This is a genomic window from Patiriisocius hiemis, from assembly GCF_031846325.1.
Lineage (GTDB): Bacteria > Bacteroidota > Bacteroidia > Flavobacteriales > Flavobacteriaceae > Patiriisocius_A > Patiriisocius_A hiemis.
Genome location: NZ_JAVRHZ010000001.1, coordinates 738,942 through 751,004, shown reverse-complemented (window position 1 = coordinate 751,004; position 12,063 = coordinate 738,942). Strand labels below are relative to the sequence as shown.

Below are 12,063 nucleotides of genomic sequence, written 5' to 3'. Positions count from 1 at the left end.
AATAAATAAAGAACGCTCCATCAAGGAGCGTTCTTTATTTACCTATATTTTATTTATATCTTTTGTTAATGAATAAGTCAATTTCAATAAATGCAGATTTAGGAGAAGGAGGTGTGTATGATGAAACTTTAATGCCTTATATTAATTCCTGTAATATAGCTTGTGGAGGGCATTTTGGGACGAAAGCTACTATAAAAAAAACCTTATTATTTGCTAAAGAATACAATGTGAAATCAGGGGCACACCCATCATTTCCTGATACAGATAACTTTGGAAGAAAAGTTATTTCAATTACAAAACAAGATTTAAAGACATCAATTTTAGAGCAACTTTTACTATTCTATAAGGTTTGCAAAGACCTTGAAGTAGAAGTAAATCATGTAAAGCCACATGGAGCATTGTACAATTACGCTGCTATTGACGCCCCAACTGCAGATGCAATTGTTGAAGCAATATTAGATTCAGGTAAAAGACCTATCTTATATACATTAGAGAATACCATACTACACAAAAAGGCAGAAAACTTAATGCCTATTCATTTTGAAGCATTTATAGATAGGACGTATACAGATATTGGCGCATTGGTTTCTAGAAAAGAACCACACGCTTTAATAACAAACCCTGATAAAGCTTGGACTCAATTTTATAATATGGTAGTTAATAAAATAATTGTTTCTGAAAGTGGAAATAAAATACCTTGTAACGCATCAACATTTTGTATACATAGTGACACAGAAAACTCTGTTGAGATACTAAAGTATATAGTAAGAAAAGCTGAAGAACATAATATTACTTTACAATGATAGCTCCAAAAGACATACAACCCTTTGGTGATGCAGCTATTTTACTTAGTTGGGAGCAAAAAATTGATGAAGTATTGCATGTAGAAATTATAAAATATGATGCGTTACTCCACCAGCAATATTCAAAGGAAATTTTAGAAACCGTAGTTAGTTATGCATCAATTGCAGTTTATTTAAAGAAAGGAGTTTCACCAATATCATTTATTGAAGTTTTAAAGAGACTTTCTATAGTTTCAACAAAAACTGCAAGCTCACAAAAAAAAGTTGTTTGTAAAATACCTGTTTGCTATCATAATTCATTTGGGCTAGATATTGAAGAGCTTGCCAATTCCTCAGGTTTATCTGTTTCAGAAGTTGTTAAAATTCATACATCTCCACTTTATAGAGTTTATTTTATAGGTTTTTTACCTGGATTTCCTTACCTAGGAGGATTAGACAAAAGATTGTATACTCCAAGAAAAGAAACACCTAGAAGTGTAATAGAAGCAGGAAGTGTAGCAATAGGAGGCGAGCAAACAGGGATATATCCTGTAAATTCTCCAGGAGGGTGGAATATAATAGGAAAAACTCCTTTGCAACTTTTTAACCCAAGTAAAGACCATATTACTCTTTTTAAAGCTGGGGACTATATACAATTTTATGAAGTGAGTTTGACCGAATTTAATGACATACTATTGCAAGTAGAAAGTAACACCTTTACAGTAGAAAAGGAGGTACAAGATGTTTAAAGTACTTCGAGTAGGAATTCAAACTACGATTCAAGATAATGGACGATTTGGATATAGAAAGTATGGTGTTCCTGTAAGTGGATGTATGGATAGTTATGCAGCTACTATTGCAAATAGAATTCTTGGAAATGAATTAAGTTATCCGCTTATAGAGTTCGCAATGTTAGGACCAAAATTGCTAGTCTTAGAGCCTTGTACTATTTGTATTACAGGACCAGAAGTTATTGCAACAATAAATGGAGAAGCTTTAACTACTTACAAAGAGGTTTTTCTTACCAAGGGTGCCACACTAGACATTAAACAAGTAAGAGGTGGTATGCGAGGTTATATTGCTGTTAAAGGAGGGATATCTTGTAGAAGTGTATTGGAAAGCTCGAGTTTTTACAGAGAACTCACAAGCCAAAATGCAATTTTAAAAGATACTATCATCACACCTGCTAATAAGTCTAAATCTGTAAATAAGTTTTTAAAACATGACACCTCTTACATTCTCTCTAACAAAATTGAGGTAAGCAAAGGTCCTGAGTTTGACTTACTTTCTAAAACAACTAAAGAAAAACTTATAAATTGGGACTTTACTATTTCTTCCCAAAGTAATAGGATGGCTATATTGTTAGAAACTAAAAAAACCATAAAAGGAGGACAAATAATCTCAAGTCCAGTTCAACCTGGAACTGTACAATTAACACCTTCTGGAAAATTAATTGTGTTAATGAGAGACGCACAAACAACAGGAGGTTATTATAGAATTTTGCAACTTTCTGAAAATGCGATAAATACGATTTCTCAAAAAATGCCAACATCAAAAATTCATATTTTATTGAAATAAAGTCAGTTCGTCGATTTTATTTGATTAATAAAATCCTTAATTTGACAATTTATTAACATTTAAACTTTTATCTCATGGGGAGACCACAGAACTGCATTACCGTGCAGAAAGCAAAAGACTTGCAAAGCAACTGGAATACAACACGTGCTGTTGTAATTAAACAATCTAGAAACAACCAAGAGGACACTTGCGAGTTTGTTTTTAGTCTTGAAAATTTGCAAGAATTTTTAGATTATGTAAAAGATGAGTCTGGAAAACAAGGAATAGATAATCCTGGCGTGCGCATTTACTTTGCAGCCTACGATAATAAAGATAATGAAAATGCAACGGTATTTTTATCTGCTACGGATGGAACATCTGCTACAGCAAATAATAATTATAATATAGATCCATTAAATGTAGTAATTGGAGGTATTCCGCCAAAAATTTACTAATGTATAGTTTTACGTTTGTATTTAATATTTTGGAGATACTGGCATTTATTGCCAGTATCTACTTTTATAAAAAACATCCTTCTCAAAAAATTAAAACATTAGTAGTTTTTTTAGGAGTAACTTCTTTAGTTGAACTTGTTGGACGTTATGCTTTATTAGTTGTGGATGATGGTCCATTAAGTTTTCTAGATACTACACCCTTTAGGAGAAATTATTGGATGTATAATACTTACTATATCTATAGCTATTCTTTCTACACATTGTTCTTTAGCTTTTTTCTAAAAAACAAAGTCGTAAAAAAGCTTTTAAAATACTTGGTAGTTGTCTATGTGTTTATTGCAGTAACCGTATTTATTGTATCTGGAGATTTCTTTTCTTTCTATTCAAAAATTAATTCAATTTTAGGGACTTTATTAGTAATTTTAAGTGTGTTTATGTATTATTTTGAATTATTAGAATCTAAAAACATATTACGAATTTTTAAATTACTCCCATTTTATATTTCTGTCGGGATACTTCTTTTTGAAATTACAACAACACCATTGAGAATTTATAGTGCTTATTACAGTAATTCTATAGACCCACAATTTGTGAATTTATATCAGAATATAAATTATAGCGCTAACTTTTTTCTTTACAGTATCTTTATATTTGGTTTACTACTATGCTCTCGATACAAGAACCCTTACTAGACCAAGAAATATACTTGATAGTATATTTTGTTGGCGTGCTGCTCTTTATTGGGTGCTTTGCAATTATATTTTTTGTAGTCTTTCAAAGACGAAAAAACCAATTTCTTATCGATAAAATTGAAGCGCAAAAAAAATACGAAAAAGAACTTGTAAAATCTCAAATGGAGACTAGAGAACAAACCTTTAAAAATATTGCTTGGGAGTTGCATGATAATATTGGTCAATTACTCTCTGTCGCTAGTATGCAGTTAAATATGCTTTCAGTTTCCGTTTCAAAAGATAATATTGAACAGGTTACTGAAACCAAAAACTTGCTTACAGATTCTGTACAACAAATTAGGAACTTATCTAGAACATTAAATAATGATGTAATTAAAAAAAATGGGCTTATTGCTTCGTTAGAATATGAATTTAAAAGACTTAACAGGCTTCAGTTAGTAGAAGCTTCACTTATTGTTGAAGGTGAAGAAAAGCTTATTAATTCTGGAGATGAAATTTTCTTATTCAGAATTTTACAGGAGTTCTTAAATAATGTTCTTAAACATGCAAATGCTGATAGATTAAAAATTAAATTAAATTACGTTTCAGACTTTTTAGAAATCATTGCCACAGATGACGGCATTGGTTTTGATATATCCCAAAAAACAGAAAATTCTGGCTTAGAAACAATGAAGAGTAGAGCAGCTTTACTTTTTGCAGATTATTCACTTACTTCGTCCCCTAACGAGGGAACAAGACTAACTATAAAATATCCTTATTATCATGAGCAACGACTCAGTAGTACATAAAATAGCCATTGTAGATGACCACTCTTTATTTGCTAGTTCCCTAGAAAAACTAGTAAATACTTTTAAAGGGTATGAAGTTAGCTTTATTGCAAAAAACGGAAAAGATTTCCAGACAAAGTTGATTGCAAATAACCATGGCTTAAATATCGTATTACTAGATATTAACATGCCAGTTATGGATGGTTTTGCTACTGCAGACTGGCTAACTAAAAATCATCCGGATATAATGATTATTGCACTTTCTATGGATGATGAGGAAGAGGTAATCTTAAAAATGCTACGCAATGGAGCAAAAGGTTTTTTACTGAAAGATATTCATCCAAATGATTTAAAGCAGACGCTAGATGAAGTTCTAGAAAAGGGATATCATCATACAGATAAAGTTTCAAAAACCTTAATTAATTCTCTTTCTGGAAATTTTAAAGAAGAAGAACCTCTAAGGGAAAATCTACTAAGGTTTATTGAGCTAAGTTGTTCTGAGATGAACTATCGTGAAATTGCCGAAGAAATGAATCTTAGCCCAAAAACAATAGAGAATTATAGGCAAGAAGTGTTTGAGAAACTAGGAGTAAAAAACAGAGTAGGACTTGTGTTGTATGCTATTAAAAATAAGCTATTTACGCCTTAGTACATGCATTCCAGATTACATCGTCTGGAGTAGGAGCAATTACTGTTAATGGTTCCTTTTTTACTGGATGAATAAATGAAAGTTTTTTTGCGTGTAAATGAATACTCCCATCTTTATTACTTCTATCAAAACCATACTTTAAATCTCCCTTTATAGGACAGTTTATGGCTGCTAGTTGACTTCTTATTTGGTGATGCCTACCAGTTTCTAATGCAACCTCAAGCAAATAGTAATTGGTTAGTTTTTTTACTACCGTATAACTCAAAATAGCCTTTTTGCTATCAGGAACTTCTTTTATGTGCGCGTAGGATTTATTTTGCTTTGGATTTCTTTTTAAAAAATGGATAAGCCTATTTGTAACTTCTTTAGGTTCGTTTTTTACAACCGCCCAATATGTTTTTTCTGTTTCTCGGTTTGCAAAAAGCTTATTAAGTCTAGACAATGCCTTAGAGGTTCTAGCAAAAACTACAACACCAGAAGTTGGCCTATCTAATCTGTGTACCACGCCAAGATAAACAGCACCGGGTTTATTATATTTTTCTGCAATGTACTCTTTAGCAACTTCAGATAGGGGAGTATCTCCAGTTTTGTCCCCTTGTACAATATCTCCAGCTCGCTTATTTACAATTAATAGGTGATTGTCTTCATACAAGACTTGAAGATTAGACTTATTAGACAAAACTTTAGACATGCTAGATTATTAGATTTAGTTGATTGTAAAAAATATTTAGTTAAGCTAAAGTTTTAGTATGCATTTAATAATTTAAAATGTTTAAATAGTCAAAATTAATACTGCTCTTTTTCCGAAGGAAAATCACCGTTTTTTACATCTTTGCTATATTGTTCAAAAGCACCTGTCATCTCCTTATATAAGTCTAAGTAGCGCCTTAAAAAGCGAGGATTAAACTCGTAGGTCATACCAACCATATCATGGGTAACCAATACCTGTCCATCTACTCCATTACCCGCACCAATACCAATAATAGGAATGGTTAGTTGGCTAGCTACTTCTGCAGCTAATTTGGCAGGGACTTTTTCGAGTACAATTGCAAAACATCCACATTTTTCTAGCAGTTTTGCATCCTCAATTAACTTTTTTGCTTCCTCTTCTTCTTTAGCTCTTACTGTGTAGGTTCCAAATTTATAAATAGACTGTGGAGTGAGACCTAAGTGTCCCATCACAGGAATTCCAGCATTAAGTATACGCTTAACAGATTCTTTAATCTCTTTACCACCTTCTACTTTAACTGCATGCCCTCCACTTTCTTTCATTATTCTAATAGCAGAGCGTAAGGCTTCTTTTGGATCACTTTGGTAACTTCCAAAAGGAATATCTACTACTACAAGGCTACGACTAATACCTCTTACTACAGATGATGCATGATAAATCATCTGGTCTAATGTGATAGGCAATGTAGTTTCATGCCCCGCCATTACATTAGATGCAGAGTCTCCTACTAGTATTACATCAATACCGGCACCATCTACTATTTTTGCCATAGTAAAGTCATAGGCAGTAAGCATGGATATCTTTTCACCTCTTTTTTTCATGTCCACTAAGGTCTTTGTGGTAATACGCTTGTATTCTTTTTTAGCTACGCTCATAGTTTTTTGTAACAAATTGAACTGTAAAAGTACTAATTTTGATACTCAATCTTTAAAACATTACAATATGAAAACTTTTATAGTAGCACTTAGCTTAGTAGTAACAGGAATGGTAACTGCTCAAGACAATTTTACAAAAGAAGACGCAAAAGGCATTGTGGACACTTTTTTTGAAGGTTTTCATAAGGGAGATACAGCAGTTATGCGTTCTGTATTAATTAAAGAAGTGCCCTTACAAACAGTAGCTACAAACCAAGAAGGTAAGCATATGATGTCTAATGGTTCACTAGATAACTTATTAAATGCTATTGCCAATAGACCAGCAGAACAAAAATGGGAAGAAAAACTATTAGACTACACCGTACAAATTGATGGCAACTTAGCACACGTTTGGACACCCTATGAATTTTGGTTAAACGGAAACTTTAGCCATTGTGGTGCTAATGCGTTTACCCTTGCCAAAACAGATAATGGTTGGAAAATTATTCATCTTATAGATTCTAGGAGAAGAAGTTCTTGTAAGCAGGGATAATTTAAGGTGCAAATTTAAATAGTATGTGAGGCTTATATTCTAACAGCGAAGCGGTCTAACCTCAAATCTAACAATCACTTACATTTACTTGTATTGCAAGCCCACCTTCACTTGTTTCTTTGTATTTGGAGGTCATGTCTTTTGCTGTCTCCCACATGGTAGCAATTACCTTGTCTAAAGGAATCTTAGCTTTTGTTGGGTCACTATCTAACGCCATTTCGCATGCGTTTATCGCTTTTATAGCACCCATAGCGTTACGTTCTATACAGGGTATTTGTACAAGTCCAGCAATAGGGTCGCAGGTTAATCCTAAATGATGTTCCATTGCAATTTCTGCAGCCATAAGTGCTTGTGCAGGAGTTCCCCCCATTAACTCGGTTAAGGCACCCGCTGCCATCGCAGATGAAACTCCAATTTCTGCTTGGCAACCTCCTAAGGCAGCCGAAATGGTAGCTCCTTTTTTAAACAGACTTCCTATTTCGCCTGCTACTAGTAAAAACTTTTTAATATCCTCAAAGTTCCCGTCGTGGTTTTCTATAACTAGATAGTACATTAATACCGCAGGAATAACACCTGCACTACCGTTAGTAGGAGCCGTTACAACACGCCCTAAAGAGGCGTTAACCTCATTTACGGCAAGGGCAAAGCAAGAAACCCATTTTAAAATTTGCCTAAATTTTACTTCAGTATTTCGTATCGCTCCTAACCATTCTGTAGCATTGGTATAGGGAGTATCACCCATTAATTTTGTATGTGTTTCAAAAGCACGACGTGTTACATTAAGACCTCCAGGCAAAATACCTTCGGTATGGCAACCGGTGTACATGCTATCTAGCATTACATCCCATATTGCTTTTAATTTTACGTCTATTCTGTCGGGGTCACGAAGAGACAATTCATTACGCAAAACCAATTGGCTAATAGGAATTCCTTCCGCAGTACAATGCGCCAATAATTCGGTGCCAGATTCAACAGGAAAGGGGAAGTGATTAAATTTTTCTAACTGCCGTTTTTTTCTTTTTCGCTCTTTTTGAATTACAAATCCACCTCCTATAGAATAATAGGTCTGCGAGATTTTTTTACCATTGCGAAGGGTAGCTCTAAAGGTAATTCCGTTAGGGTGAAATTCTAAAAACTTTCTATGAAAGGTGATGGCTTCTTCAAAAACAAATGGGATGGGTTTTTCAAGATTTAAAAGAAGTGTTTTAGAACTTTTAACTTCATCTACTTTTTTCTGAATATCTTCAATAGGAAATGTTACAGGATCTGTACCTAGTAATCCCATTAATACAGCTACATCTGTAGCGTGTCCTTTTCCCGTGAGCGATAATGAACCATACAAGTCTACCGAAACAGCAGCGACCATTGTAAATCGCTCTTCTCTTTGTAGTCGCTCAATCCACATTTTTGCAGCACGCCATGGTCCTAAAGTGTGTGAACTCGAAGGACCAACTCCTATGCTAAGCATGTCAAAAACACTTATACTTTCCATAGTTTTTGTTTGTTACACAAATGTAATTTTCTTTTTCGAGTGATTGGTGTTATTTTTACATGGAAATAATCCTTTTTATTGGAATAATTCCATATTTTTGAAGTATGGAAATTCAAATACATGGGAAAATACAACCAAGCGCCAACAGGCATGCTCCCGAAGTTTCTAAGCAAACAGGGTTTCCTAGTGCGGCAACCCACTACATGGAAGCGCCTATAGACTTAAACAAAGAGCTTGTTCTCACAAAAGACGCTACTTTTTTTGTGAGAATAACAACCAATGATTGGAAACAATTTACTGTTTTTAAAGAGGACGTATTACTTGTAGACCGTTCTGTAATGCCTAGAAAAGGGAGTCTCGTATTGGCTATTAAAGAAGGCGCCTTTGTGTTGCTTACAATTTCAAAAGAGTTACAAGAAGAAATAACAGTTTGGGGTGTCGTTAGCTATGTAATTCATAAAAAGTAATACAATGATAGCAATGATAGACTGCAATAGCTTTTATGCTTCCTGTGAGCAAGTATTTAGACCCGACTTGTGGGGGAAACCTGTTGTAGTATTAAGTAATAATGACGGATGTATAATTGCTGCAAATAAGGAGGCAAAAGAGCTTACACACATCCCTATGTTTGAGCCTGTTTTTAAAATTAAAGAGGTGCTTATAAAAAACAAGGTCACTTTTTTTTCTTCAAACTATACTTTATACGGCGAGATGTCCCAAAGGGTAATGAATATTTTAGGGCAGTTTTCGCCTAATGTTGAGGTATATAGTATAGACGAAGCATTTATTGACGTATCAGGGATGGAACACAAAGACCTGCAAGAATACGGACACCACATTAAAGACACCATTTATAAATATACAGGATTACCAGTAGGAGTAGGGATTGCACCAACTAAGGTGCTGGCTAAGTTAGCAAACAAAAGAGCAAAAAAAATTGTTGCGTATAACCATGTGTATGTAATAGATACAATTAAAAAACAAATAGATTCTTTACAATGGGCAAAGACCAAAGATGTCTGGGGATTGGGGCGTAAGCATGTGCAACGTTTGCAAAATATTGGAATACATACTGCATTCGATTTCTCACAATTACCCATCAATTGGGTACGAAAAGAAATGACCGTAGTAGGAGAGCGGCTATGGAAAGAGCTCAATGGCGAATCCTGTTTAGAGTTTATGACTATGCCAAAACCTAAAAAAGCGATTGGTACGGCAAAATCTTTTGGAAAAAAACTAGAAGACCTAGAGCGAATTGAAGAAGCATGTGCTTATTATGTAACTGAAGTGGCAGAGGTACTACGTGCTCAAAAATCCTGCGCAAGCTATATACATGTATTTGTCACTACAAACTATCATAGCGATATAGATAAGCAATATGCTAATAGTTGTACAGCTACAATGCCCATACCTACAAACAATACTTTTGCACTTATTACTGAAGCGCGAAAAGCATTGCGAAAAATTTACAAAAAGGGCTACCGTTATAAAAAAGTAGGTGTAAATCTCTTCGGAATTATTCCGCAGGAGTACGTGCAAGGAAACTTATTTATGCCACAAACGGCGAGTAGCAAAAAACTTACTGAAACGCTAGACCGTATTAATCTTAAATATGGCAAAACAAGTGTTGCTTCAGCTATGATTGGCACTCGTATGGACGAGTGGGAGCTCATTAAAAAAGAACGAACTTCTCGTTATACCACACAATGGAAGGAACTGCTGGAAGTGTAATCTCTCATTTTAAATCAAAAATAGTATCTATGGGACTAGGCGTCAGTTTGAGTGATTTTTAGGCACTAAACATCTTATTCTCGATACATCCCGAAACAAGTTCGGGACACTCGAAGTGACGAATTTATAAAATTCCACAACGAGTTAAAACAATTACAATAGTAAGACTAGCGTTTCTTATTTTTTAATAATTTTTACTGTTTCTACTGCATCTTGTGTATTAATCTTCAAAAAGTATATACCATCTGCTAGATTTGAAATATTTAGAGAATGGTTTTCAATGGTTTTCTTTTCTAAGAATTGTCCTATACTGTTATATATATTAACGTTTGCTGAATCAATGTTCTCAAACGTTATTTTTGCTGAGGTTGGATTTGGAAAAAATTGAAACTTCTTACTTGTTGTAGAATTAGTTGATAAAATGTTTGAAAGATTAAAAACTCTTGCATGGCCATAACCTTGCCCTTCGTTATCATTAAATTCTGCTCCAATTGCAACAATTTCACCATTTCGACTTAAACTTATTGCTTCTTGTTGACCACATTTATCATTGCTCCCTTCTCCATAAATAGTATTTCCTGACTGTACCCAATTACCATTGTTTAACTGAAATATTCGTACACTTCCAGCTTCAAAAGAATTGGTTGAGTTTTTTGGCGAACTAACAGCAATAGTATTTCCATTAAATGAAATTGAAACTCCCCAACCATTATGGTCTCCAAACCCTACTGCAGTAATGGTTGCGCCTACTTGATTCCATATACTACCATTATATTTAAAAACTTGAGCAGTTCCACTTTGATTTCCTCCAGTATCGTCCCATAAATCACCAATAATTACAGTTTCTCCATTGCCAGAAATTTCTAGAGAAGAACCAAAACGGTCTGCATTTGTTGATGCACTTTGAAGTGTATTTCCAAGCTGTGACCAATCACTCCCATTCCATTCAAAAATATATACTCTTCCATCATCATCTTCTTTATATGCTCCTATCGCTAGTCTATTGCCGTCTTCAGAAAATGAAACAGCAGCACCGAAATAATCAAAAAAGTTATTTCCATTAACTTTACTTCCTTTTTGTACCCATTCAGCCCCATCCCACTCATACACTTTTACATACCCACTATCACTCATATTTCCAGTTCCACTAAGCGCACCAACCGCTAGAATTGTACCGTTAGCAGACAGAGAAACAGAGCTACCAAATCTATCAACATCTTGCTCTCCAATAAGCTTATTGCCTAATGGTTCCCAAACTCCATTATTTAATTGAAAAACTCGTACTTGCCCAGTATTATTACCCAGTTCATCACTTAGTGGTGCACCAATTGCTATTATGTCTCCATTATTAGACATTGATACATGATTTCCAATCTGATCAAGTTCATTTTCACCAAATATTGTATTACCAACCTGTACCCAATCTGTACCGTTAAAATCATAAACAGATACACTACCTAAACCATTAGGTGACTTATCACCTCCAATAGAAACTCTTGAACCATTTCTTGCTAAAACTACAGATTTGCCAATTCTATCATTAATGTTTTCACCGTCTATGTCGGTTCCAATTTGTTCTTGCCCAAAAGAAATAGAACAAGTCATTGTGCATAATAAAACTAAAAACTTTTTCATTGTTTCTGAATTTATTACAAAGACATAAAACTTTTAACATAATTAAAATACCCATTGACGGGTATTTTTGTCTTATTAGACACACTTTCTGACACCTTGTCATAAAATTTCTGCTGGCATAAAGATTGACATATAGTAAGCGTAAATTAAAATATTGAACACTAAA

General features: G+C 34.2%; 14 protein-coding genes. 10 read left to right on the top strand and 4 right to left on the bottom strand.

The window, feature by feature from the left end; translation table 11 throughout:
• The first annotated feature begins 68 nt into the window (after positions 1-68).
• From RM538_RS03570 to RM538_RS03540, 7 genes are all read left to right on the top strand, one after another.
• Complete coding sequence (locus RM538_RS03570) at positions 69-803, top strand: LamB/YcsF family protein (protein ID WP_311332020.1); 735 nt, start codon at positions 69-71, stop codon at positions 801-803.
• Positions 800-1,531 carry a 5-oxoprolinase subunit PxpB gene (pxpB, locus tag RM538_RS03565; RefSeq protein WP_311332019.1) on the top strand — a complete coding sequence of 244 codons (732 nt, stop codon included), beginning with the start codon at positions 800-802 and terminating at the stop codon, positions 1,529-1,531. Before RM538_RS03570 ends, pxpB begins: the two co-directional genes overlap by 4 nt.
• Positions 1,524-2,360, top strand: coding sequence for a 5-oxoprolinase subunit C family protein (locus RM538_RS03560; protein ID WP_311332018.1), 837 nt, complete (start codon positions 1,524-1,526; stop codon positions 2,358-2,360). The genes pxpB and RM538_RS03560 overlap by 8 nt, the downstream gene beginning before the upstream one ends.
• Before the next feature lie 101 nt (positions 2,361-2,461).
• Positions 2,462-2,794: a hypothetical protein gene (locus tag RM538_RS03555; RefSeq protein WP_311332017.1), complete on the top strand. Its 333-nt coding sequence runs from the start codon at positions 2,462-2,464 to the stop codon at positions 2,792-2,794.
• Positions 2,794-3,486 (top strand): hypothetical protein, encoded by a 693-nt coding sequence (locus RM538_RS03550; RefSeq protein ID WP_311332016.1) that lies wholly within the window; start codon positions 2,794-2,796, stop codon positions 3,484-3,486. The genes RM538_RS03555 and RM538_RS03550 overlap by 1 nt, the downstream gene beginning before the upstream one ends.
• Positions 3,459-4,274: a sensor histidine kinase gene (locus RM538_RS03545; RefSeq protein ID WP_311332015.1), complete on the top strand. Its 816-nt coding sequence runs from the start codon at positions 3,459-3,461 to the stop codon at positions 4,272-4,274. The genes RM538_RS03550 and RM538_RS03545 overlap by 28 nt, the downstream gene beginning before the upstream one ends.
• Positions 4,249-4,902, top strand: a complete 654-nt coding sequence (locus RM538_RS03540) for a response regulator transcription factor (protein WP_311332014.1) — start codon at positions 4,249-4,251, stop codon at positions 4,900-4,902. The genes RM538_RS03545 and RM538_RS03540 overlap by 26 nt, the downstream gene beginning before the upstream one ends.
• Here the strand turns inward: RM538_RS03540 and RM538_RS03535 are convergent.
• Together RM538_RS03535 and panB are read right to left on the bottom strand one after the other, a co-directional pair.
• A complete protein-coding gene (locus tag RM538_RS03535; protein WP_311332013.1) occupies positions 4,892-5,593 on the bottom strand; it encodes an RluA family pseudouridine synthase in 702 nt (233 codons plus the stop codon). The genes RM538_RS03540 and RM538_RS03535 overlap by 11 nt on opposite strands.
• Positions 5,594-5,688: 95 nt before the next feature.
• Positions 5,689-6,507 (bottom strand): 3-methyl-2-oxobutanoate hydroxymethyltransferase, encoded by an 819-nt coding sequence (panB, locus tag RM538_RS03530; protein WP_311332012.1) that lies wholly within the window; start codon positions 6,505-6,507, stop codon positions 5,689-5,691.
• 67 nt (positions 6,508-6,574) lie between these two features.
• On the opposite strand from panB, the gene RM538_RS03525 reads away from it, so the two are divergent.
• Positions 6,575-7,039 carry a nuclear transport factor 2 family protein gene (locus RM538_RS03525; RefSeq protein ID WP_311332011.1) on the top strand — a complete coding sequence of 155 codons (465 nt, stop codon included), beginning with the start codon at positions 6,575-6,577 and terminating at the stop codon, positions 7,037-7,039.
• A gap of 67 nt (positions 7,040-7,106) precedes the next feature.
• On the opposite strand, the gene RM538_RS03520 is transcribed toward RM538_RS03525, so the two are convergent.
• Positions 7,107-8,531 (bottom strand): L-serine ammonia-lyase, encoded by a 1,425-nt coding sequence (locus RM538_RS03520; protein WP_311332010.1) that lies wholly within the window; start codon positions 8,529-8,531, stop codon positions 7,107-7,109.
• Positions 8,532-8,635: 104 nt separating this feature from the next.
• Here RM538_RS03520 and RM538_RS03515 point away from each other — a divergent pair, with 104 nt between their 5' ends.
• Together RM538_RS03515 and RM538_RS03510 are read left to right on the top strand one after the other, a co-directional pair.
• Positions 8,636-8,998: a S24 family peptidase gene (locus tag RM538_RS03515; RefSeq protein WP_311332009.1), complete on the top strand. Its 363-nt coding sequence runs from the start codon at positions 8,636-8,638 to the stop codon at positions 8,996-8,998.
• A 4-nt stretch (positions 8,999-9,002) separates the two neighbouring features.
• Positions 9,003-10,262, top strand: a complete 1,260-nt coding sequence (locus RM538_RS03510; RefSeq protein WP_311332008.1) for a Y-family DNA polymerase — start codon at positions 9,003-9,005, stop codon at positions 10,260-10,262.
• A 177-nt stretch (positions 10,263-10,439) separates the two neighbouring features.
• On the opposite strand, the gene RM538_RS03505 is transcribed toward RM538_RS03510, so the two are convergent.
• The gene (locus RM538_RS03505) at positions 10,440-11,897 is read right to left on the bottom strand and encodes a T9SS type A sorting domain-containing protein (RefSeq protein ID WP_311332007.1); all 1,458 of its coding nucleotides are present in this window, start codon (positions 11,895-11,897) and stop codon (positions 10,440-10,442) included.
• Between the last annotated feature and the right edge of the window lie 166 nt (positions 11,898-12,063).

Coding starts and splice junctions, on each gene's coding strand:
- RM538_RS03570 (WP_311332020.1), top strand. CDS start 69: ATGAATAAGTCAATTTCAATAAATGCAGATTTAGGAGAAGGAGGTGTG.
- pxpB (WP_311332019.1), top strand. CDS start 800: ATGATAGCTCCAAAAGACATACAACCCTTTGGTGATGCAGCTATTTTA.
- RM538_RS03560 (WP_311332018.1), top strand. CDS start 1,524: ATGTTTAAAGTACTTCGAGTAGGAATTCAAACTACGATTCAAGATAAT.
- RM538_RS03550 (WP_311332016.1), top strand. CDS start 2,794: ATGTATAGTTTTACGTTTGTATTTAATATTTTGGAGATACTGGCATTT.
- RM538_RS03545 (WP_311332015.1), top strand. CDS start 3,459: ATGCTCTCGATACAAGAACCCTTACTAGACCAAGAAATATACTTGATA.
- RM538_RS03540 (WP_311332014.1), top strand. CDS start 4,249: ATGAGCAACGACTCAGTAGTACATAAAATAGCCATTGTAGATGACCAC.
- RM538_RS03535 (WP_311332013.1), bottom strand. CDS start 5,593: ATGTCTAAAGTTTTGTCTAATAAGTCTAATCTTCAAGTCTTGTATGAA.
- panB (WP_311332012.1), bottom strand. CDS start 6,507: ATGAGCGTAGCTAAAAAAGAATACAAGCGTATTACCACAAAGACCTTA.
- RM538_RS03525 (WP_311332011.1), top strand. CDS start 6,575: ATGAAAACTTTTATAGTAGCACTTAGCTTAGTAGTAACAGGAATGGTA.
- RM538_RS03520 (WP_311332010.1), bottom strand. CDS start 8,531: ATGGAAAGTATAAGTGTTTTTGACATGCTTAGCATAGGAGTTGGTCCT.
- RM538_RS03515 (WP_311332009.1), top strand. CDS start 8,636: ATGGAAATTCAAATACATGGGAAAATACAACCAAGCGCCAACAGGCAT.
- RM538_RS03510 (WP_311332008.1), top strand. CDS start 9,003: ATGATAGCAATGATAGACTGCAATAGCTTTTATGCTTCCTGTGAGCAA.
- RM538_RS03505 (WP_311332007.1), bottom strand. CDS start 11,897: ATGAAAAAGTTTTTAGTTTTATTATGCACAATGACTTGTTCTATTTCT.